General features: G+C 42.1%; 26 protein-coding genes and 1 tRNA gene. 13 read left to right on the top strand and 14 right to left on the bottom strand.

Annotated features, from left to right (window positions below; translation table 11 throughout):
• Positions 1-278 precede the first annotated feature (278 nt).
• The 3 genes from HW988_RS01240 to HW988_RS01230 all read left to right on the top strand — a co-directional run bounded on the left by HW988_RS01240 (position 279) and on the right by HW988_RS01230 (position 1,872).
• Complete coding sequence (locus HW988_RS01240; RefSeq protein ID WP_181605881.1) at positions 279-626, top strand: hypothetical protein; 348 nt, start codon at positions 279-281, stop codon at positions 624-626.
• Positions 627-688: 62 nt separating this feature from the next.
• Positions 689-765, top strand: a tRNA-Met gene (locus HW988_RS01235).
• A 246-nt stretch (positions 766-1,011) separates the two neighbouring features.
• On the top strand, positions 1,012-1,872 hold the full coding sequence (locus tag HW988_RS01230) for a hypothetical protein (RefSeq protein WP_181605880.1): 861 nt from the start codon (positions 1,012-1,014) through the stop codon (positions 1,870-1,872).
• Between the two features lie 33 nt (positions 1,873-1,905).
• On the opposite strand, the gene HW988_RS01225 is transcribed toward HW988_RS01230, so the two are convergent.
• From HW988_RS01225 to HW988_RS01200, 6 genes are all read right to left on the bottom strand, one after another.
• Positions 1,906-2,757 carry an SEC-C metal-binding domain-containing protein gene (locus tag HW988_RS01225; RefSeq protein ID WP_181605879.1) on the bottom strand — a complete coding sequence of 284 codons (852 nt, stop codon included), beginning with the start codon at positions 2,755-2,757 and terminating at the stop codon, positions 1,906-1,908.
• The gene (locus tag HW988_RS01220; protein ID WP_181605878.1) at positions 2,754-3,314 is read right to left on the bottom strand and encodes a hypothetical protein; all 561 of its coding nucleotides are present in this window, start codon (positions 3,312-3,314) and stop codon (positions 2,754-2,756) included. Before HW988_RS01220 ends, HW988_RS01225 begins: the two co-directional genes overlap by 4 nt.
• Before the next feature lie 147 nt (positions 3,315-3,461).
• Complete coding sequence (locus tag HW988_RS01215; RefSeq protein WP_181605877.1) at positions 3,462-4,010, bottom strand: hypothetical protein; 549 nt, start codon at positions 4,008-4,010, stop codon at positions 3,462-3,464.
• Positions 4,000-4,356, bottom strand: coding sequence for an STAS-like domain-containing protein (locus tag HW988_RS01210; RefSeq protein WP_181605876.1), 357 nt, complete (start codon positions 4,354-4,356; stop codon positions 4,000-4,002). Before HW988_RS01210 ends, HW988_RS01215 begins: the two co-directional genes overlap by 11 nt.
• A 34-nt stretch (positions 4,357-4,390) precedes the next feature.
• Positions 4,391-5,242: an ATP-binding protein gene (locus tag HW988_RS01205; RefSeq protein WP_181605875.1), complete on the bottom strand. Its 852-nt coding sequence runs from the start codon at positions 5,240-5,242 to the stop codon at positions 4,391-4,393.
• On the bottom strand, positions 5,239-5,451 hold the full coding sequence (locus HW988_RS01200) for a hypothetical protein (protein WP_181605874.1): 213 nt from the start codon (positions 5,449-5,451) through the stop codon (positions 5,239-5,241). The genes HW988_RS01205 and HW988_RS01200 overlap by 4 nt, the downstream gene beginning before the upstream one ends.
• A 143-nt stretch (positions 5,452-5,594) precedes the next feature.
• Between HW988_RS01200 and HW988_RS01195 the strand changes: the two genes are divergently transcribed.
• Positions 5,595-6,020, top strand: coding sequence for a hypothetical protein (locus HW988_RS01195; protein ID WP_181605873.1), 426 nt, complete (start codon positions 5,595-5,597; stop codon positions 6,018-6,020).
• On the opposite strand, the gene HW988_RS01190 is transcribed toward HW988_RS01195, so the two are convergent.
• Genes HW988_RS01190 through HW988_RS01175 form a run of 4 tightly spaced genes read right to left on the bottom strand, consistent with a single transcriptional unit; the run spans position 6,021 to position 8,033 of the window.
• Positions 6,021-6,395 (bottom strand): hypothetical protein, encoded by a 375-nt coding sequence (locus HW988_RS01190; protein ID WP_181605872.1) that lies wholly within the window; start codon positions 6,393-6,395, stop codon positions 6,021-6,023.
• Complete coding sequence (locus tag HW988_RS01185) at positions 6,392-6,961, bottom strand: hypothetical protein (RefSeq protein WP_181605871.1); 570 nt, start codon at positions 6,959-6,961, stop codon at positions 6,392-6,394. The genes HW988_RS01190 and HW988_RS01185 overlap by 4 nt, the downstream gene beginning before the upstream one ends.
• Positions 6,958-7,320: a helix-turn-helix domain-containing protein gene (locus tag HW988_RS01180; protein ID WP_181605870.1), complete on the bottom strand. Its 363-nt coding sequence runs from the start codon at positions 7,318-7,320 to the stop codon at positions 6,958-6,960. Before HW988_RS01180 ends, HW988_RS01185 begins: the two co-directional genes overlap by 4 nt.
• Entirely contained in the window at positions 7,317-8,033 is a 717-nt protein-coding gene (locus HW988_RS01175) for a recombinase family protein (RefSeq protein WP_181605869.1), read from the bottom strand. The genes HW988_RS01180 and HW988_RS01175 overlap by 4 nt, the downstream gene beginning before the upstream one ends.
• 323 nt (positions 8,034-8,356) lie before the next feature.
• On the opposite strand from HW988_RS01175, the gene HW988_RS01165 reads away from it, so the two are divergent.
• The 7 genes from HW988_RS01165 to HW988_RS01135 all read left to right on the top strand — a co-directional run bounded on the left by HW988_RS01165 (position 8,357) and on the right by HW988_RS01135 (position 14,313).
• A complete protein-coding gene (locus HW988_RS01165) occupies positions 8,357-9,028 on the top strand; it encodes a hypothetical protein (RefSeq protein ID WP_181605867.1) in 672 nt (223 codons plus the stop codon).
• A gap of 132 nt (positions 9,029-9,160) precedes the next feature.
• Positions 9,161-9,376 (top strand): hypothetical protein, encoded by a 216-nt coding sequence (locus HW988_RS01160; RefSeq protein ID WP_181605866.1) that lies wholly within the window; start codon positions 9,161-9,163, stop codon positions 9,374-9,376.
• 1 nt (position 9,377) lies between these two features.
• On the top strand, positions 9,378-11,981 hold the full coding sequence (locus HW988_RS01155) for a toprim domain-containing protein (protein WP_181605865.1): 2,604 nt from the start codon (positions 9,378-9,380) through the stop codon (positions 11,979-11,981).
• Between the two features lie 180 nt (positions 11,982-12,161).
• Positions 12,162-12,308: a hypothetical protein gene (locus HW988_RS01150; RefSeq protein WP_181605864.1), complete on the top strand. Its 147-nt coding sequence runs from the start codon at positions 12,162-12,164 to the stop codon at positions 12,306-12,308.
• 112 nt (positions 12,309-12,420) lie between these two features.
• Positions 12,421-12,654, top strand: coding sequence for a helix-turn-helix domain-containing protein (locus tag HW988_RS01145; protein ID WP_181605863.1), 234 nt, complete (start codon positions 12,421-12,423; stop codon positions 12,652-12,654).
• The gene (locus HW988_RS01140) at positions 12,644-13,747 is read left to right on the top strand and encodes a tyrosine-type recombinase/integrase (protein WP_181605862.1); all 1,104 of its coding nucleotides are present in this window, start codon (positions 12,644-12,646) and stop codon (positions 13,745-13,747) included. The genes HW988_RS01145 and HW988_RS01140 overlap by 11 nt, the downstream gene beginning before the upstream one ends.
• A gap of 44 nt (positions 13,748-13,791) precedes the next feature.
• Positions 13,792-14,313 (top strand): hypothetical protein, encoded by a 522-nt coding sequence (locus tag HW988_RS01135; protein WP_181605861.1) that lies wholly within the window; start codon positions 13,792-13,794, stop codon positions 14,311-14,313.
• 47 nt (positions 14,314-14,360) lie between these two features.
• Here the strand turns inward: HW988_RS01135 and HW988_RS01130 are convergent, their stop codons facing one another.
• The 3 genes from HW988_RS01130 to HW988_RS01120 all read right to left on the bottom strand — a co-directional run bounded on the left by HW988_RS01130 (position 14,361) and on the right by HW988_RS01120 (position 15,738).
• A complete protein-coding gene (locus tag HW988_RS01130) occupies positions 14,361-14,645 on the bottom strand; it encodes a hypothetical protein (RefSeq protein WP_181605860.1) in 285 nt (94 codons plus the stop codon).
• A 101-nt stretch (positions 14,646-14,746) separates the two neighbouring features.
• Positions 14,747-15,325, bottom strand: coding sequence for an AAA family ATPase (locus HW988_RS01125; RefSeq protein WP_181605859.1), 579 nt, complete (start codon positions 15,323-15,325; stop codon positions 14,747-14,749).
• 17 nt (positions 15,326-15,342) lie between these two features.
• Positions 15,343-15,738, bottom strand: a complete 396-nt coding sequence (locus HW988_RS01120) for an acyl-CoA thioesterase (RefSeq protein WP_181605858.1) — start codon at positions 15,736-15,738, stop codon at positions 15,343-15,345.
• Between the two features lie 217 nt (positions 15,739-15,955).
• Between HW988_RS01120 and HW988_RS01115 the strand changes: the two genes are divergently transcribed.
• A complete protein-coding gene (locus HW988_RS01115; RefSeq protein WP_181605857.1) occupies positions 15,956-16,399 on the top strand; it encodes a GFA family protein in 444 nt (147 codons plus the stop codon).
• Between the two features lie 186 nt (positions 16,400-16,585).
• Positions 16,586-16,948, top strand: coding sequence for a hypothetical protein (locus tag HW988_RS01110; protein ID WP_181605856.1), 363 nt, complete (start codon positions 16,586-16,588; stop codon positions 16,946-16,948).
• A 109-nt stretch (positions 16,949-17,057) separates the two neighbouring features.
• On the opposite strand, the gene rpoD is transcribed toward HW988_RS01110, so the two are convergent.
• Positions 17,058-18,887 (bottom strand): RNA polymerase sigma factor RpoD, encoded by a 1,830-nt coding sequence (gene rpoD, locus HW988_RS01105; RefSeq protein WP_181605855.1) that lies wholly within the window; start codon positions 18,885-18,887, stop codon positions 17,058-17,060.
• Positions 18,888-18,891: the final 4 nt, after the last annotated feature.

Raw genomic sequence — 18,891 nt, 5'->3', positions numbered from 1 at the left:
AGGTCAACGGCATTTATGAATCGGTCGAGGTTGGATATGAAATATCTAAGGCTATGATTATGACTTCATTGATGAGCTCTGTAGCACTGGCAGTTATTGAACCGACAACAAGTACCGAACTCGATACCCCACCTTATTCAGAGTTTAAGTGCTATAAACACCAGCTCCCCAGATTTTTTGCGTTTTGTAGTTTTCAGAATGTGTTTTTAGGCAAGCATTGACCGCGAATCTACACAACGGCTTCCGCTTACAATGGAATTAAAGATTGGAGGTGGCTTGTGTTTGCTTCAGTACGCACTTATCGTTTCAGCCCCGCATATATTCCAGAGATCAACGAAAAGCTTCAAGAAATGTTCATTCCTCTTTTGGAACAAATGGAGGGATTCATTTCCTATAATTGGATTACCACCCCTGACGGCCAAGGTGTCGGAGTTTGTGTTTTTCGTGACGAAATCGGACTTCGAGAATCTATTCATTTGGCCGCCGAGTTTCGCAAAACCCACTTTAGCCACGTGGGCATGACCACCCCGGAAATAATTATCGGCACAGTGGGCGCCCACGGTCATGTGGAACCCCATCCGTTGCATGCAGATTCGACCAAACACGAAGATCGCCCCACTCATTAAGACTAATGCGCCGCGCTTTTGCCAATCCCCCAGGAGTTTGATAGTTTCAAATTTCCTTAAGTGGGGGGCTAGCTTAGTTGGTTAAAGCACGGTGCTCATAACACTGGGATCGGGGGTTCAAGTCCCTCGCCCCCTACCATCATCAACCGCCTTCTTGGCGGTTTTTGTGTTTTTAGAAGTTCATAAATAAAATCAAATAATTAAGTCGGAAGTTGCGACAGGTCCCAATTTTTAAATATCACCCGAAATCACTCGAAATAACTGCATTTGCAGTCTGTTTGTAGCGTTCGCGCGCTACAGGTTTTCAAAACGCTACAAATGATGAATGAATTACGATTGATAAACTTTATTTTTGTTTATAAGAGTCTAACCGTGGAGTGAAATTATGATCAAAGTTCCAGGACCAGATGATTACAGAAGAAGTGCAATGTTGGACAAAGAATTTTTGGAAAGTTATCCCCTTTATAAATGGTTTGCCCTTACAAGATTTTCTCGACCGGATACGTTTAAATATTCGCCATCTGTAGTCAAGAATTGCCCCAACTGCAAATCGGACCAAACATTTGCCTTTGCTGATTTCGATGAAGCTTCGTGGATGCAACGATCAGCTGGAAGAGCAGGAACTTCTTTGCAGGATATTTACAAAGACATCTCCCTAAAGATTAATTATGAGTGTAAAGGATGTGATTCATTTCAAATGAACTTCATGCTGAAGTTTTCGAGTGATGGAGCGAAAGTCCAGAAAGTAGGACAGTATCCGGCTATAACCATAAAACCCTCTCAAGAAATCAATATATTTTTAGGCGAGTATGTAGATCTTTTTAAAAAGGGGCTTGTTTGTGAATCTCAATCTTATGGTATTGCGGCCTTTAGCTACTATCGAAGAATTGTGGAGCTAGAAATTGAGAGGCTTTTAAGCGAAATAGAATTCCATGTAGAGTCTGAAAATATTGAGGCTTTCAGGAGTGGGTTTAGAGAAATTAAAGATAGCCACTATGCAAAGAATAAAATTGAGCTGATTAGCCAGGTGATTCCTTCACACTTGAAACCAGGAGGTACGAATCCTATGGGAATTCTTTATAGGGTCCTCAGCGAAGGAATTCACTCGTTAACAGATGAAGAATGTCTTCAAAAGGCTAAGGCTGTAAGGGAAACGTTAGAAAGTTTCGTTCATCTTCTAAATGCAAACAAAGATGCAATTGCAAAGTTATCCAGCGCAACGAAAGAGCTTTTGGTAAAAAAATAAAGTAAGTGGCTCTGTGTGTTCATCTATATTTAGCTAAATATATTCACGCTTGATAACCTCCGCAGGAGGTTCAACAGAAAAGTGAAATTGGATATGGGGACGAAGCACTCCTTCGGTAGGGAGGCAACAGAGCTTATATTTCTTTCCAGACTCGCAGGGGCACTTGCCATTTCGACCGACATCCTTAAATCTCGAATGAGGATGTCGTCTCGTCTCTTTCGTTATATCCCATTCGTGAAATGGAGAGGCTAAAGCTCGAACTAAATATTTAACAACCCCATAGTTGTACTGATCTTCTGTTTCTTTTGTTTTCGGGTTTGTCATAAATGGAACTGAATACTTTTGAACGGGGTTTTTCACCATCGCTAGGGCAGCGACTTCTGCGCTTTTAATAATACGTCCACACATTTCACCATCATATATTTCTCCAGGATCATGGCCACAGTGGCTCCTTGGGGAAATTCGAGCGTCACAAATACTACAGTAAATTTTTTGTTTAACGAACTCAGGACTGATAAAGATTCCATATGGATAGATAGATTGGAACCTCTGAGTATGAGTGTTTATAAAATGTATTTTAAAATCGTCCATCAAAGGACTTGGCAAATGTCTACCCAGCATTGCAGCCAGTCCTTCGACACGCTCAAGGGAGCACCATCCATTATAAAACTTGCCTTGTTTATTCTCTTTAAACGCATGAATAAACATATCCTGCGTTTTTGTAGTCTGCTCTAGACACCAAATGTATTTGGCTTTTTCCTGGTCGCCGCATCTTACGGCCTCCTGCTTTGCGACCTTCAACAATTCGAAAATATTATCTGTATTCCGATTTTCCCAGTTGTTCTCGACGTCGCGTAATAATGCCTTAACTGCCTCCAAGCTCATTTCTTATCCAAAGTTGAAATCTCAACCCTGTCCCTCTGATTCTCCGAACTTACCTGTTTCACGGCGTCTATGAGTTTGTCGAATTTACTCGCAGGTCCCTTGTATTTTATTTTCTTGCTAGTTTTGTCGGGGAGGACGACGGTCATTTCAAAGCGGACTTCGGCATTAGAGTCCTCGTCCTTCTTCATTCTTCCTTTGATATAATCATAAACCATCATTGCAACTACAGGAGCCACGATATTTTGCACAACAAATCCCGCAATTAGGATCAGATCAACTCCATGGAACGCATACTCTTCATATTCGTTGCCAATGCAAATTTCGACTTTCAAGTTCTGAACGTCATTCCTCTCAAAACGCCGCCAAAGAAATTCTGTACCTTTTGGAAATACTGGGCCAGAAATATTACGAACCTGCTCTTCGGGAATAATAAGGACGTTGGCTTGGCTCAATTGAGATTTCAGGTCTTCAGGAACAAAGTCTTTATTAATCCATGTTTCAAATGAGTCGGTAGAATCTTCGAATTCTATATAGATATCTTGCTGTCCTTCAGTCATTTTCCAAATCCTCGTGTTATATAACAGCGTACTCAATGAAAGCCTCTAAATAAAGTCAAGTTTTGCTAAAAATAGAGAGCATCTTGATTGCAACGACAAATAAGGCCAACAAAGTTGTAGATTTGAAGAAAAATTAACTTCGCGAACTTACATCGCTAACAGTTTGCGATTGGATGTATATATGTCGCACTTGTCTTTGAAGACCCCAAAGTCTGCATCGTCTGTCAGAATTTTTATTCCTTGATTGTTGACCAACTCAAACATGTAGCTGTCGCTTACGTCAACATGCTCCATATGATTAAATATATTCACCATTGAAATAGCATCGAAATTATCATGGATCTTTTGGCACGAAGGGAGGATTTTATTATTTAGCGCCGCTGCCGCTTGTTTTACGGTCGATTTATATTCCGCCGTGGGGCGATATGTTCGTTTGTACTCTTGTATTGCGCTATTAGTTGATTTTTGAAGATCGTAATCTAACTTTACATAGCGATTCATAAATTCGCATGCGACCGACGATGAAATCAAAATTTTTGACTTCGCGATGACGATATCTTTATAAAACTTGGAGTATTTTGCGATTACATTTTGCCGATGATTTCCTATTGGACAGTGCAAAAAAAGCCAGATGTTTGTATCCACTAAAAATTTATCGTTCTCACTTGGCTTATAGTTTTGAATATCATGTATCATCGCCAAGATTTTCCTTTATAACTTTATTAAAGGTCTCCTTTTTCGCGAAATACTCTTTTGCTCGTTTAATTACCTTAACCAGCAATTCCTGATCGTCTTCAGATAAACCCGTAACCTTTAGCTTGGATTTCAAAAGGATCTCATCGAACTCTCCATATAGCTGACCGATGCCAGCGTTGAGAAAACTCGAAACTATCAAGTTTACATTCGCAAAATTGACCTCTGTGTCAACCCCGTTAGAGATGGCATTTTTTATTCTGGAGAATAGTGCTTCGCCATCTTCGACTGCAATAGCCGAATCGCCTCCCACTATCTCATAAACATTAATTTTAAGTTGAGTGCTCATCTGTGGCCCCTTTTATTTAAAACAACTAAATCTGTCATTCCGTAGAGAGTCGATAGCTTGTGCTATCACTCAAGTTAAATTCCACAACGACCATGGTGCCCCCAAAGTCATTTGCTGAATCAGCAAAAGCTTCTAACGCACCGCTCTGTGTCCAGCATCCGCCTCCTGAATATATATGAGCCCGCCCCTGATTTAATTTCAGAAACTGCTTTAATATGCTTAGTCCTAGGCCGCCTGGAATTGGTCCCGTCCTGGTAGTATTGCCTTCTTGTAAAGCCCATTGGATGGCTTCCGCAGCTGTTAAGTTTGAACGAAGAAAATTTGATACATTTTGCTGTATTGTCGTACCCAGATTTACGATAGAAAAATCAATTCGTTGTTTCGAGGGAAAGAACTGTCCGCATGCAAATACCTGAGAGCAATTTCCGTGCGTTATTGCATTTACGAATATTTCTAAAATACTCCTGGCGATTTCTCTTTTCAATAGATCTGTCATTTTGGGTAGATCTGATCTACCCAAAAGCTGCGACTGTAAATAGGCATGAAACGCCTTAACATCCCCTCGGCCAAAACTGCTGTAGGTAATTGTAGTGCCGTAGTAATCAGGCCTAGTTTCGCCGCCAAAATGACTTAAAAAACCATTCTTTTTGAAGATGGACTCAATCCCAGACGGAATGTTCTCAAGTTTGACTGTGTTTAGGTTTGCTGAAGTTCTATTTAAAATAGCTCCTAAAGCCGCACAAAGATTGGCTTCAAACCAATTGGCATAAGAAAAATCAATGGTGAGTTGATCCAGAAATAGACCTCGAGTCGTTGCTTCTAGTTTTGCGAGATCACTCAGGCCCGCCAGGTTATTTTCTATGCGTCCTGTAAACTGATGAATCATTCATTCTCCGCTTTCGAAGTCATCTCGGCATAATCTCTCATCAACTCTTCAATAACCATACCGGCGCTAAAGCCGTCCTTTTTACACTTAGCCTTAAATTTTCTTGAAATGTCCGTCGAAACTCGGAAAGTGATATTTGCCTTCTCGGCCAGAAGGGCTCTCTCTTTCAAACGTTCAATCATCTGAGTTTTAGGCTTTTTAACTTTCATTTCTTGTAAAGATATTCTGTTTTATAATTAATTGTCCAATACTATTTATTGTCGATAATTTATTATAAAATATAATATACTATGTAATACATAGAGCCTTACTAAGATGGATAAGATATTCTAAGGTAGAATAAAGTAGGAACATGCCGAAAGTTGAAGGATCAATAAAAACTGGAGGTCGGCAAAAAGGCACTCCCAACAAAAAGACTCAGCTTCTAAATGAAATTTTAGACGCCAAGGATTTTTGCATTCCCGAGAAGCTCATGGAGCTGCTTCCATCTCTCTCCCCAGAGAAACAAGCTGACGTTCTCGTCGATCTAATGTCTTACGTCTATCCGAAGCGCAAAGCCATTGAGCAGCTAAATGTAAACGCTGGGTATATCGACATCAACTCTTTGAGCCGTGAACAAGTTCAGGATCTACACAACGAAACTAACAAGAAACTTTTCGGCTACGATATAATGAATGCCGAGCAGCGCGCAGCGCGAATTGATCAGCTTGATAGAGCATTAGAGGTGACTGCCAGTAGTACAAAAATTATCCGAAAGCCATCGCGCAATATTGGATAGCTATTTTTTTGGTTTTGCTTCTTTTTGCATTTCACTCAAATCATCACTATCGACTTGGTCTAGAAATGTACATCTAGTGAGATCGAATTTACGGGCGTATTTTTTCTCATACGCCGAGACCAGCTTCTTAGCCTCTTTCTGATTTCTAACGAGTTTTCGTCCGGCATCATTCAAGGCAGTTAAGTTCTGTGCTCCCGAAGCTTTGCCAATTTTCTTTTCTTCGTGAATTTCCTTCTGAGCGGAAAAAATCCGTTCTGAAACATCACAGATATCACTAGCAGCATCTGTTTCTGCGGCGTCCTCCGCTGCGGGAACTTCCACCGCAAATACTTGACATACAAATATAGAAAAAAATAGAAAGGTTGCTACTTTCATTTTATCCGCCCATCTCTTTTCTTAGTTTGTTTCTCAGCCATAGCGACGAGGCTTATTGCACGCAAATTGAAGTCTGAGTAATTTTGCGTCCCAATCGAGCTGAAAAGCTCAGGAAGAAGTCTGTCTCTAAATAACAGCAGTTCAAATCTTGGCCTTTTGATTCCATGCTTAATTGCCAATCTACTAAATTCAGCTTTAACGTCTTTCTCCGGCTCCTGTGAGTCATGGATAACCCAGGTTGACCACACCCTAATGACTTTTTGAAAATCGAACCCATAGGCCTTGTAGGTATTCTTAATTGCCTCTAGATATACCTTATTGCTTAAACTTTTTTCCGCTCCAAAGAATTTCTGTTGTAGTAGCTGTCGGGTCTCCTTGGGATTTAGGCAAAATGAGAGATCATGCTTGACGCAAATTTCTATATGATATTGGTCGCCAGTTTTTGCGTTGAATGCCAGTAAATCAAGTTGCCGACCAAAACCCTTAGGCACTTTTACATCGGCAATAGTAAGGCAGCCGCGAAATTGCCTGAAATACCCCTCAACGATTGATTCTGTAGTGTTCATTTTTTAACCCGACGAAGACGAACTTCAAATAAACCGCCGAACCATTCCTCGCCGATAAGAGAATCTAGTGGGGCAACTTTCTCTTGTCCCTTTTCTGGACCGCTGCCAAACATTAGATGATCTATGGAAATTCCCAATACATCAGCGACACGCTTAATCTGCCTAACGTCGCGAGGATTAGAGCCTGCAAGCCATCCACTCAATGACTGCTTCGGAACGGATGCTTTCTTTGAAAGCTGGGAAGCCGTTATACCTCGATCTTTAAGATAGTATTTCAATTGCTGTTTTAAATTCATAGTCCTGCTTAACTTCGGAGCGAACTCTATATCTCTTAATGAACTGTCCTTATCGTCGGTCATGAATCCACCTTGCCGGACAATTTGTCCTTATTGCCGTTCTCATCGAATAGATCAATTTTGATCTCGCCCGCACGCAAAACGGTCGTATTGCGTGCAGCCCTATTTTGATCCGTTAGGGCATTTTCCAACTGGGATTTGCGAGCACTCTTGATTGCTCGTGAAATCGTACCCATGGGCGCACCCGTCGCGTTTTGAATTTGTCGATAGGTCTTTCCCTCTTGATGCAATCGCCGAATCTCGGTGTCGTTGTGAATGCGAGGGCGACCGAATTTCTTGCCTTTGGTTCTAGCGTGCTCAAGACCCATCATGGTGCGCTCGCGGAGTAAAGAACGCTCAAACTCCCCAAGGCTTCCAAGGATTTGAACAAAGAAGCGTCCCGATGGGGTGGAATAATCCACGTTGTCTTTGAGGGCTACAAATTTAACGCCGATCTTCTCAAAATCTTCCAGGGTGGATACCAAGTGTTTTAGACTTCTAAAAAGTCTGTCCATTTTTACGACCACAACGACATCGACTTCTTTCGCACGAACAAGAGCCATAAGGCGTCTTAAGCCTGGGCGGTTGTCAGTGGACCCACTATAGCCATGATCGATGATTTCCTCATGTATGGCCCAACCTCGCCCCTCACAGGCCCGTTTAAGTTCAGCAATTTGAACTTGGGGATTTTGATTATGGTGGCTCGTTGAAACGCGAGCGTAAATCAGAGCTTTCATTAACACCTCGACACGCAGAGTCTCACGCCTAACGCTTGATGTCAATACGGTGTATTATATTTGTATTGCCATAGTAGTGCCTCGTATCTAATCTGTTCCATATGGCTTTAAAAAAGAAACCAACTCGACAGCTTCGCCCCACCCCAATGTCCTTTCGCTTTTCAGAAGAAACAGTTAGGCAATTAGAGACACTCGCAATGGCTCTCAATTTGAAGCGAGTTGAAATTATCGAGGCTTCTCTTAAAGAAGCCTATGAGCAAGCTAAGAAGGACTACCCAACTGAGATGAAAGCTGCTGAGAAGAAAGTCGGTTAATAAAATTATATGACTGGACGGGATGGGAAGAAAAGAGACTCGCCATTTATTGCGTATTTGCAAAATCAAATTCAGATGGCCGAAAATGAACTGTCCGAACTTGGTTACGATCCATTGGCCTGGAAAAAACTGGTCAAGCACCTAAAATTCATGCCTGGTTCCAATGATGTGATGTTCACATCACATGTTGGATTTTGTAATGATCAAATGATTACCGAAAATAGAAGAGTACGGGGCCTAGATGCATATACCTATGCTCAGATCGCGACAATCGCACATATCTCTCTAAAATGTCGTAATCCTCAAAGGATGTTTCGACTTGGACTTTCATTGAAAGAGAAAATTCATTTTCTAGGAATTCCGTTTATATTAAGGCACGCACAGAAAAAGAGAGCTGCGAAGGGTGGAAAAGTTCGCCAAGGAAAGTTTGGAGAATTAAAAAAACTTATTGCGGATATTGTTCGACATAATCCAAAAGCGAAACGAAGCGACATCCTTAACCTATTTAAAAAGAGTATTAGCAGTAAGAGCTTTCAAATAAAGACATCATCTGAAATACAAATCGAAAGTGTTTCAATGGAAGATGAAGAGATCATTTATAACCTAAATGATGAGCGATATACCGTCGGCTATCAGCGCATTAGTGACATTCTTTCAGAAGTCAGACGCTTGGCGAAATAAATTTATTATTGGCGTAGCCAGATCCCCATAACTTTCACTCATTATCCTGCGTTTGGTTTTTTATTTGGCCGGGATTTGATGGATTGGAATTGCTCCTTTCATTTTTTTCGGCCTCCAAACATGGGGGTAGTAATGCGAGATACACAACACGAAGAAGAGACTCAGAAGCAGATTACGGAGACTTTCTGCTTTTATAGAGGGCTTATCATGGATCTATTTGAGCAAGAGATCGGCTCTGATAAAAAGTGGCCGTTTATTCGTTCAAGACTTCTTAAAATTCTAAGTCCCGACCGTGGCCTTGAAGCAAAAATCATTGCGATTGTTCAACGAAGCAGAAAGAAGGTTTAACATGGCCTCTTTTAGCGTCATCGAATTTTTATCAGAGAGTCACGGCATTGAAGCAAGAGCGGGCAAGAAAGGACCTTGCCCGTTCTGCAACGGTCCTCATTTTTCGATTACGAAAGACGATGCTTTGGGGAAATGTTTTTCGCCTTCATGTGGTCTCTATATAAATCAAGCGAACTCATGCCCGACGCAAAAACAAAGCCTTTTTAAGATTCACGAATCTATATTACAAGACTTTCACGAGTGCTTGATAAAGCAAGAAGGTAAAAAGAGCGGGACGGCTTGGAGCTATCTTGTCGATGAGCGGAAAATTCATCCGAGCGTCGTCAAGGCGTCTTTATTGGGCGCTATCCCTCGTAATTATAACCTAGATGAGAAGTTTGATCCAATCATCGCAGAAATTGAGTCTGAACTTCATAAGATCATAGGCACTGACAAAACCGCTGAATCAAAGAAAAAGGTATTGAGCCATCAAGTCGAACGTCTTAAGGACGCTAAAGAAAAGTTCAAGCGTGTTTTGGTTGGAAAACGGTTGTCCCCTCGCCATGGGGCGATCACATTCGCTTATTGTGACGAGTTTCATCGTGTTGTGGCGATAAAGTTTCGTGAGCCCTTTACGAAAGAAATTACACTTTATAAACCGACTCAAGTCATGGGACTTTTCGGTCATCAACTTTTTGAGCCGTATGAAGACGAGAGACACAAGCAGTTAAATAAACATCTTATTGTCGTTGAGGGGGAGTTTAATCAACTTCAGTTTCAATCATGCCTTGCAAGAGCATCCGAAGTCTTAGGCAAACAGTTCTCATACGCATTTGTAGCGGCAGTTGGCGGCGTTAATAGCGCCGACACTGAAACACTCAAAAAAATCTGCCGAACTCCTTATATTGCCTATGACAACGACCTTAATCGTGCAGGTGAAGTGCTTGTCGAAAAAGCTCAAGAGAAAATGAGTATCTATGCTTTTACGACGCCTGAGCCAGACAGTGACCTCGATAGCTTTATTGTAAAGTCCGGCGATGACATGGCGACTATCGAAAAAATAAAATCACTTATTCAAAACTCTCGCTTTTGCCCGCGCAATGTCGAACGAGTTGCTGAAGAGGTCTTTTTATCTCGTCAAAAACAGGGGTCCTCTGACAAAAGAAAAGACTTTGAGATTAACTCAAATGCGTTTGAACTCTTGATAGCTGATTTGAAAGACCGAGGAGAGCTTTTATATGACGGTCAATTAGCCTATTTATTTTCAAAGACAGACAAGAACTTAGTTAAAATAGATGCCGAGGACCAAGATTATAAAATCTTGATGTCTCGATATAAAATCAACGCCTCTGAAATTATTTATAAATATATCTATTCAGAACTTGAGACGACCGCTGCGAAAACGGCGCGACGAGTAACGGTTTACCCGTTCTCACACTACGACGATAAGACAAACCGCATTTATCTCTCGAACTTCTCGAATCAGGTTTATCGAATCTCTCAAGATCAAATTGAACTCTGTGAAAATGGAGTCGATGGGGTTCTATTTCTACCTAATAAAGTTTATGACAAATTCATTTTTGAGAAGCCCTCATGGCGGGGCTCTTTATGGGATGAAAAAATCTTGTCGCAGGTCAAATTTTCCAACAAGGGACTGCATCCAAGTGAAGCAAAAACGCTTTTTTTGATATGGATTCTGACGCTGTTTTTCCCCGAGCTATTCCCCACGAAGGTCATACTCGCATTTATCGGTGTCAAAGGCTCCGGCAAAACTAGTGCCGCCCGCCGTGTACTTCAAATTATTCATGGAGTTAAAAGCAACGTGACTCCAATCCCAAAAGAAGCCAGCGACTTTGATGCTATCGTAACAAACAACTCTCTTATCGTTTTGGATAATGCTGACACAAAGAATCCGTGGCTGGATGACCGTCTCGCTATCGCGGCGACCGGAGGAACTACTAAAAAAAGAAAGCTCTACACTACGAATGAATTTATGGAGGCGACCATTCAATGCCATTTGATGATTACGGCTCGTGATCCGCATTTTCGCCGTGACGACGTGGCAGACCGAGTATTGCCTTTGAAGGTCGAACGTCAAAATAAATTCAAAGGTGAAAATAGACTAATTCGTGAAATTTCTGAAAATCGAGACCGATTGATGTCGGAACTCATTGAGTTCGCACAAGAAGGCCTTATTGCCCTCGCTCAGGCTAAGGATGAGGACGACATCGGATCGTTCAGAATGGCCGATTTCAGCAGCTTTGCGACGAAGCTAGGACGTCACGCCGGAATAGGAAATAAGATCGAAGAGATTTTCAAAAAGATTTCTGCCGAACAATCGCAATTTGCTCTTGAGGATAACTCCCTCTTTATTTTTCTTTATCGCTGGGTGCAAAAAAATCCCAATAACAGAGTCACGAACGTCCAACTGTGCGAGGCGCTTTCTGAATTTGCAAAAACAACGGGGCAAAAGTTTGAATTTTCAGGACGAGGACCCGCTTTCGCTCAACGGATGTCACATTTACGACCTAACTTGAAAGAGTTTTTCGACATCACTGAAAGCAATGGCGGTCAACGAAACGTCTTTTATCACTTTAAGATAAAAAAGGAGATGAGTGACGTTTAACTTTTCACCCAAGCTTTCACATCGAGTAATCAAATAATTTCAACAGGATATGTGCAAGGTGAAAAGGGTGAAATCGAATTGGAATAAAGTTTTATAGAATTTTGTCGAGGTTCAAAAAATGTTTCTTGAGTAAGAGCAAAAATGAAAAGGACTTTTCACTCAAAGACCGAAGGGAGGTCTATGCGCTTAGTTGAACTTTTGAAAAAGCTGGCTCGTGAAAGCGATGCGCCAACAACGCCGATTCAGCAAAAATTAGAGGACTGGCAAGAGAAAGCGTCGGATCAAAGCTCCAAAGAGGATATCGAATCAGACGAGTCGAACGATTAGCTCACAAAGGCGGTTAAGACTTTTAGAGCGTGTATTTTTTAATTAGTTGGAGCAATTAGCTTCAGGGTTGGGTTCGTTAAATTGGAAAGGGAATGAAAGATGAGCTATAAAGATGACGTTTCATCGAGAGAAAAACTATCTTGATGTAGGTTCTTTGAAAACTGAAGAGTGGATGACAACAGAAGAGGCGGCGGCATATCTCAAGATACCCAAAGCTTCACTTTTGAATTTATCGAGTAACGGCAAAGTACCTTACTATAAGTTCCAAAGACGAAATCGATATTTAAAATCAGACCTTTTGCAACTTCTTTTGGCAAATCGCAGAGGAGGTTTCAATGGGAATTAAATTTGATGAAAAGACGAAGGCTTGGACTGCGTTTTTTAGTAATCGGCACCCAATAACAAAAGTTCCGAAAACTTATAAACGAGTTGGTTTAAAGTCCAAGGCTGAAGCGCAAAAGATAGAGCGCGAGCTTGTGGTCAAGATGAACAACTATTTTCATCAGAAAATCTATCCTTTGTGGGATAAATTACTAACTGATTATTGTGTCAGTATCGACGAAAAGAATGAATTAATGAAAAGCACTATCTACAACAGAGAAAAGGTTTTGCGACTTCATACCTTACCAGCTTGGGACGCGAAAAGAGTCGATCAAATTACGACCCCTGATATTCACAAGCTGCTTAATGAGCGCCTTGGTCAAAATGCAGAAGCTCATCGGAAGTTCTTCATTAAATGTCTCAAAGGCGTGTTTCAGTACGCGGTTGAAGAAGGAATTCTAATAAGGAATCCGACCCCGCTCATTAAGTTCAAGGTCAATGACAAGATCAAAGCGGTCCTAACGGAAGAGCAAATTTTAACTCTGTTGCGACGAGCCCAAGAGTTGGATTGGCATTGGTATCCTCATTACGCCGTCGCTCTTTATACGGGAATGAGAAATGGGGAGCTTTACGCGCTTATGTGGGACAAGGTGAACTTAGAGCAGCGGCAGATTTTGGTGAATTGTTCTTGGAGCAGTAAAGATGGGTACAAATCGACCAAGTCCGGTGATGACCGACTGGTTGAAATTCCTAAGCCGTTAATGCCAGTGCTGACTGAGCTGAAGTTGCAAACAGCAGGCAATAACTTTGTTCTGCCGCGTTTGAGTAAATGGGATAAGGGGGAGCAGGCTCGTGAACTTAGATTCCTTTTGAAATCCTTGGGGCTACCTGAGATTAGGTTCCATGACCTAAGAGCGAGCTGGGCGACATTATTGCTTGGGAAGGGTGTTGCTCCCAGTAAAGTGATGAGCATGGGAGGTTGGAAGGATATGGATACGATGATGATATATATGCGAAAGGCAGGAATCGATATTAAAGACTCAACCAAAGTATTGGATGATCTGCATATTCATAAAGTTGAATCTGGAAAACTATTGAAGTTACCAGACCGATCTTAGTGAACGATAGACATCTTGTTTCTTGTATATTTACTATTGTTTATATGGAAAACAATTTTTGGGGAAGTGTCTTAAATGGCTTTGGAAGTATCCTTAAGGGAGTTGCTGCAGTCTTGGCGGTGTGTTTTGCGAAACAACCAGCACAAGACTATTTCGATTATCTGAAATCGAGCCAATTGCAGATTCAGCTTCAATTTCAACAGCAGCTCCAGAAGCAGGCTCAAGAACAGAAGCAGAAGCAAGAGCAGGAACAGAATAATTCCCAAAAAATAGATATAAAGATAGATATTCATGAAGCGCAAAAGCAAGTATCTGAGTTGATTCAACAGTCCAATAGTCCGACGCAATTTGCAAAAAGCTTTGAGAAGATTCCATCAAATCTTCCGAGGAAAAACGGAGATACTGTTGGATTGGTGATTGCTGAAGAATACCGTGCGGAAGTTAAGAAAGAGCTATCCAGGGCGCCTACAGATAGGGAAAAAGCCAGAGTCATCGAGGATTTTTGGAATAAATCTCTTAAAAGCGAATCCAAGGACGTTAATCTTAAACTGGGCGTGGAAAAATAGAGCTTGTAGTGTTTTGTAGTCCGTCGGGAAAAAGAGGCTTGAAATCATTAACAAATTTCAACCTCCGCACTCCCTACCACTTTTGCGAAGCGAAAGTGGTCCTCCATTTTCGATTTTCCATTTTCGCTCCCCGTATTTTGCTTCTTCTTCCCTGTTTCGCAAAAGCGGCAAGTAATGACTTTTATTGCCGAGGTTCTTTGTTTTGGTGAGCGGCTGTTGCTGGCATTGTCGGGACGTTTTTCAGCTGCCATTGAGGCAGCCGAAAAAGTGTGCTTGCTGGGACTGCCTTCGCAGTCGCAGGCGCGCACTTGCTCCGCAATAAAACGAGCCACTGGCTCGTTTTATCGCGGGCATAACCTCGCCCCCTACCATTTTCACTTCGCAAAAGCGCTTTTTGAGTTTTTCTTTAACACATCCATTGCAGACTCCCTTTTTACAAGGCGCCCAGATTTTCTAAAGTTGATATGATGGATTGAATCTTTTTGTCGAAATCCTGATGGGCAGCGATACGGGTGAAACTTGGATGACCGCCCCATACTTTTTCTAAGCGACGTTCGCTCTCCAAACTTTGCTCATAGTTGTGAAAGCGCGACTGATGAACTCCGCCAAAATGTTCTTTCTTGGGTAGTTCTAAGAATAAAACGTGATCATACTTTGCTAACTCTTCGTCGATACGAACCGGAAAGTTTTGAAGATAATCTTCAATACCTGGAGGCCAAAAGGCCGCCCCATCCAATTTAGCCCGATCTAAAATCATATGAGAGGCGCGCGGGTTTTTGCGTATACAAATGTCTTCCAGATTCTCTTGCACCGTCAAAATTGAATTTTGAAAATTGCGGATCTGTTCCAGATCGTCATGGGAAGGTGCTGGAAACCCACCTTTTAACAAAACGACCGCGCTTTCCGGAACCAAAACTATGTTCTCATGCTTGAGAACGGCAATGGCATCCAGCGCAGAACTTTTTCCAGAAGATGGGGCACCAGTCAGTACAATTTTAGTCATTTTTTTCATAGTGCCCCCATTTGCTACTAAATCTCCGGAAATCTAATCGGTGTCGAATTGCGATTCTCGTCAATGGCCACCAAAGTAAATACACCGGTCATCGATTTGGTTCGCTTATCGCTGTACATGTCTTCACAATATGTGTCGACCGTCACTTCCAGACTGCTCTTACCTATTCTACTGACATATGCATCAAGCTCAACAATTGTTCCTGCTGGAATCGGAACATTAAAGTTCACTCGGTCACTGCTTACAGTGACATAGCGTTGCCTGGAAAAACGGGTTGCCGCAATGAAGGCAATTTCATCCATCCAATTCAAGGCCAAGCCACCGTATAGAGTGTTGTAATGATTTGTCTCTCCAGGAAAGACAGTTTTAAAGACGCGCGTGCGCGATGAACTCTTTCGAAGTTCAAGATCCATGGGTTCCTCCGCGGGATTGTATTCACTCCGACTTCGTCGGAGTGGTGTTAGCTCCTATCAGGGATCGGACTTCCTTTAAAAAGGTCACCGTTGCGGGACAGCGCCAGAATGGCTGCAATAAAACAGCTTCACTGAACTTCACCTGTATTAGGAGCCTAGAACGATATACAAACTCAATTTTGTACGCAAGAATAACCTCCACCAGCACGGAGGATTTATGTCGACCAAGACTTATCAGGGAAGTTGTCATTGTCGGAAAGTTCGTTTCACAGCGAATTTGGATTTCTCAAAAGGCACGGGCCGATGCAACTGCAGCTTTTGCACGAAGGTTCGTAACTGGAGTACTCAGACGACCCCCGACCAATTCAAATTGCTCACGGGGGACGAAAGCCTATCTGATTACTCAAAATCTGGAATCCAAAATTTCAAAATTGGTGACCAGATGGCACCATATTCTAATCATCACATGTTCTGCAAATCTTGCGGAGTGCGATTATTTTCCATCGGCAACATACCAGAAATCGGCGGAGACTATGTCTCCATTTCTATTCCAGCGTTAGATGATGTCGACTTCAAAGAAGCCATGGCTGCGCCTTTAAGATACATGAATGGTAAAGACGATGACTGGTTTCACGTACCTGCTTTTACGGCGCATTTATAACTTATTTTTTGTTCTTGGAAACAGACCCAACTGCACTCTATATACCGGCAGATAACGAAACAATCGTTCACTGTCAGTAAACTTTGCTGAAAAAAATTGTTCGTCCGTAATCATAGTGAGTACAGTATTTGGTTGGTCACTGATGTTTAACATTCTAAACTGCATGCTGTTCGGTATCCTTAGAGTATGAGTTCAGAGATAACTGCGTATTCAGACTATCGTGATTTTTTGCAATTCAAGTACAAAGCAGCCAAAGAAAAGAAAGCCAGCTTTTCACTTCAGCACTGCGCGAATCATCTTAAAGTTTCAAAAACTTTTGTGAAGTTGGTGTTCGACAAGAAAAGGAATTTTACTTTTCCCACTTTGCCACTGGTTTGGACATTATTTAAACTTTCTCCAACCGAGCAAATGCAGCTGACATTTTTGTTCTGCTACACAAATGCAGAAAACGAAATCCTGCGCTCACACTTCCGCGCCGTTCTTTCTGAACTAGAAACCGGCAAGATCACCCCTCCCCTTTACGCCACTGAATCTGAAACCAATGATTAGATAGGGGCTGTTGAGTTCAAGCGCAACAGCGGGCTTTTAAAGACATTTAGACATAAAAAAAGGGCTCCCGCTGGGAGCCCTTTAATTTTCTAATTATTTAGAATTTAAACTATCCGTCTACGAAAGACTTCAGTTTATTGCTGCGAGAAGGATGACGAAGCTTACGAAGAGCTTTCGCCTCGATCTGACGGATACGCTCACGGGTAACGTTGAAGTCTTGACCTACTTCTTCCAAAGTATGGTCAGCTTCTTCACCGATACCGAAACGCATACGAAGAACTTTTTCTTCTCTCGGAGTCAAAGTCGCAAGAACTCGGCGTGTTTGTTCAGCCAAGTTCAAGTTAACAATCGCCTCTGCAGGATTGATAACCTTTTTGTCCTCGATAAAGTCGCCCAAGTGCGAATCTTCTTCTTCACCCACTGGAGTTTCCAAAGAGATTGGTTCTTTTGCGATTTTAAGAACTTTACGAACTTTATCTACCGGCATGTCCATTTTATCTGCGATCTCTTCCGGAGTTGGTTCACGGCCAAGCTCTTGGATCAAGTAACGAGATGTACGAACAAGCTTATTGATAGTTTCAATCATGTGAACAGGGATACGGATCGTACGCGCCTGATCGGCAATAGCACGAGTGATCGCCTGACGGATCCACCAAGTCGCATATGTCGAGAATTTGTAACCACGACGATATTCGAACTTATCAACCGCTTTCATCAAACCGATGTTACCTTCCTGGATCAAATCCAAGAATTGAAGACCGCGGTTTGTATACTTCTTAGCGATAGATACAACTAGACGTAGATTCGCTTCAACCAATTCAGATTTCGCTGCATCGGCCTCACGCTCACCTTTCCAGATAGCTGTGTATGTTTCCTTAACCCATGTGTGATTCATCTCAGTTTCAGAGTCCAAACGTTTAATACGGACTTCTGCTTCTTGAGCTTGCAACACATAAGATCTGAATTTTTGATAGTTAAGACCTGTATCACGAGTCATGCGTGTCAGTTCTTTTTCATTGCTTTCAACAAGCTTCATACGCTCGCTCATGGAAGCAACGTCTTTAGAGAACGTACGCTCTACACCGTCTTTGATACGACGACGAAGAGTTCCGATACGGTTCACCAAGTTTTTGAACTTGATCACAACACGGTTGATCGTTTTACGGTTAAAGTTCACAGATTCGAACACCGCCATCAACGTGTCATTCATCGCAACAAGTTCTTTCATTGCGGCCTGACGGGCTGGCGTGTTTGTTTCTTCTCGGCGAAGAACTTCGAATTGTTTTACGGCTGCCTTTTGGTATTCCGTAACTTTACCGATCAATTCGTGAATTTTATCGATGTATTCCTTTTCATCGTATTGAGTTTCTTCATCCTCAAGACCACGGAAGATCGATTTAACTTTGATACGGCCTTCATCAAGACGCTTACCAAGTTGAATGATCTCGTAGGTACCTAGAGGTGACAAAAGGATCGCACGAACGATTTCACGTTCCCCTTTTTCAATACGACGAGCAATCTCAACTTCACCCTCACGAGTTAGTAGAGATACGGAACCCATTTTACGCAAATACAAGCGAACGGGGTCGTTACCCTTAACGTCTTCGCTTTCTGCTTTTTCTTCTTCATCTACTTCTTCGTCCTCAGAATCAGGGCTTTCCAGGAAGTTGCCTTCACCCTCTTCTTCTTTCGAAGTTTCAGACAAGTCTGAAATAACTACACCCGCGGCCTCTAGGCCATGCATGAACTGGTCCAATGCAGCTGGGGCAATGATTTCAGGTGGAAGAAGGTCGTTGATCTCTTCGATCGTCAACGCACCCTTTTCCTTCGCAAGCTTCAGGAATTTCTGGATTTCTTCTTTAACCAGAGCTTCCTGTTCCTGCAAAGAAAGAACCTTTACGGGCTCTTTCTCTTGTTTGTTTGGTAGGTTCTGTTTCATCAAT

This window comes from Bdellovibrio sp. KM01 (assembly GCF_013752535.1).
Taxonomy (GTDB): domain Bacteria; phylum Bdellovibrionota; class Bdellovibrionia; order Bdellovibrionales; family Bdellovibrionaceae; genus Bdellovibrio.
This window is presented reverse-complemented; position numbering and strand designations above follow the sequence as displayed.

What these genes read in the sequence shown, in the direction of transcription:
- HW988_RS01230 (WP_181605880.1), top strand. Translation starts at nt 1,012, where the DNA reads ATGATCAAAGTTCCAGGACCAGATGATTACAGAAGAAGTGCAATGTTG.
- HW988_RS01195 (WP_181605873.1), top strand. Translation starts at nt 5,595, where the DNA reads ATGCCGAAAGTTGAAGGATCAATAAAAACTGGAGGTCGGCAAAAAGGC.
- HW988_RS01110 (WP_181605856.1), top strand. Translation starts at nt 16,586, where the DNA reads ATGAGTTCAGAGATAACTGCGTATTCAGACTATCGTGATTTTTTGCAA.
- HW988_RS01200 (WP_181605874.1), bottom strand. Translation starts at nt 5,451, where the DNA reads ATGAAAGTTAAAAAGCCTAAAACTCAGATGATTGAACGTTTGAAAGAG.
- HW988_RS01205 (WP_181605875.1), bottom strand. Translation starts at nt 5,242, where the DNA reads ATGATTCATCAGTTTACAGGACGCATAGAAAATAACCTGGCGGGCCTG.
- HW988_RS01180 (WP_181605870.1), bottom strand. Translation starts at nt 7,320, where the DNA reads ATGACCGACGATAAGGACAGTTCATTAAGAGATATAGAGTTCGCTCCG.
- HW988_RS01160 (WP_181605866.1), top strand. Translation starts at nt 9,161, where the DNA reads ATGCGAGATACACAACACGAAGAAGAGACTCAGAAGCAGATTACGGAG.
- HW988_RS01150 (WP_181605864.1), top strand. Translation starts at nt 12,162, where the DNA reads ATGCGCTTAGTTGAACTTTTGAAAAAGCTGGCTCGTGAAAGCGATGCG.
- HW988_RS01210 (WP_181605876.1), bottom strand. Translation starts at nt 4,356, where the DNA reads ATGAGCACTCAACTTAAAATTAATGTTTATGAGATAGTGGGAGGCGAT.
- HW988_RS01165 (WP_181605867.1), top strand. Translation starts at nt 8,357, where the DNA reads ATGACTGGACGGGATGGGAAGAAAAGAGACTCGCCATTTATTGCGTAT.
- rpoD (WP_181605855.1), bottom strand. Translation starts at nt 18,887, where the DNA reads ATGAAACAGAACCTACCAAACAAACAAGAGAAAGAGCCCGTAAAGGTT.
- HW988_RS01220 (WP_181605878.1), bottom strand. Translation starts at nt 3,314, where the DNA reads ATGACTGAAGGACAGCAAGATATCTATATAGAATTCGAAGATTCTACC.
- HW988_RS01215 (WP_181605877.1), bottom strand. Translation starts at nt 4,010, where the DNA reads ATGATACATGATATTCAAAACTATAAGCCAAGTGAGAACGATAAATTT.
- HW988_RS01190 (WP_181605872.1), bottom strand. Translation starts at nt 6,395, where the DNA reads ATGAAAGTAGCAACCTTTCTATTTTTTTCTATATTTGTATGTCAAGTA.
- HW988_RS01225 (WP_181605879.1), bottom strand. Translation starts at nt 2,757, where the DNA reads ATGAGCTTGGAGGCAGTTAAGGCATTATTACGCGACGTCGAGAACAAC.
- HW988_RS01135 (WP_181605861.1), top strand. Translation starts at nt 13,792, where the DNA reads ATGGAAAACAATTTTTGGGGAAGTGTCTTAAATGGCTTTGGAAGTATC.
- HW988_RS01115 (WP_181605857.1), top strand. Translation starts at nt 15,956, where the DNA reads ATGTCGACCAAGACTTATCAGGGAAGTTGTCATTGTCGGAAAGTTCGT.
- HW988_RS01185 (WP_181605871.1), bottom strand. Translation starts at nt 6,961, where the DNA reads ATGAACACTACAGAATCAATCGTTGAGGGGTATTTCAGGCAATTTCGC.
- HW988_RS01140 (WP_181605862.1), top strand. Translation starts at nt 12,644, where the DNA reads ATGGGAATTAAATTTGATGAAAAGACGAAGGCTTGGACTGCGTTTTTT.
- HW988_RS01175 (WP_181605869.1), bottom strand. Translation starts at nt 8,033, where the DNA reads ATGAAAGCTCTGATTTACGCTCGCGTTTCAACGAGCCACCATAATCAA.
- HW988_RS01125 (WP_181605859.1), bottom strand. Translation starts at nt 15,325, where the DNA reads ATGAAAAAAATGACTAAAATTGTACTGACTGGTGCCCCATCTTCTGGA.
- HW988_RS01155 (WP_181605865.1), top strand. Translation starts at nt 9,378, where the DNA reads ATGGCCTCTTTTAGCGTCATCGAATTTTTATCAGAGAGTCACGGCATT.
- HW988_RS01120 (WP_181605858.1), bottom strand. Translation starts at nt 15,738, where the DNA reads ATGGATCTTGAACTTCGAAAGAGTTCATCGCGCACGCGCGTCTTTAAA.
- HW988_RS01145 (WP_181605863.1), top strand. Translation starts at nt 12,421, where the DNA reads ATGACGTTTCATCGAGAGAAAAACTATCTTGATGTAGGTTCTTTGAAA.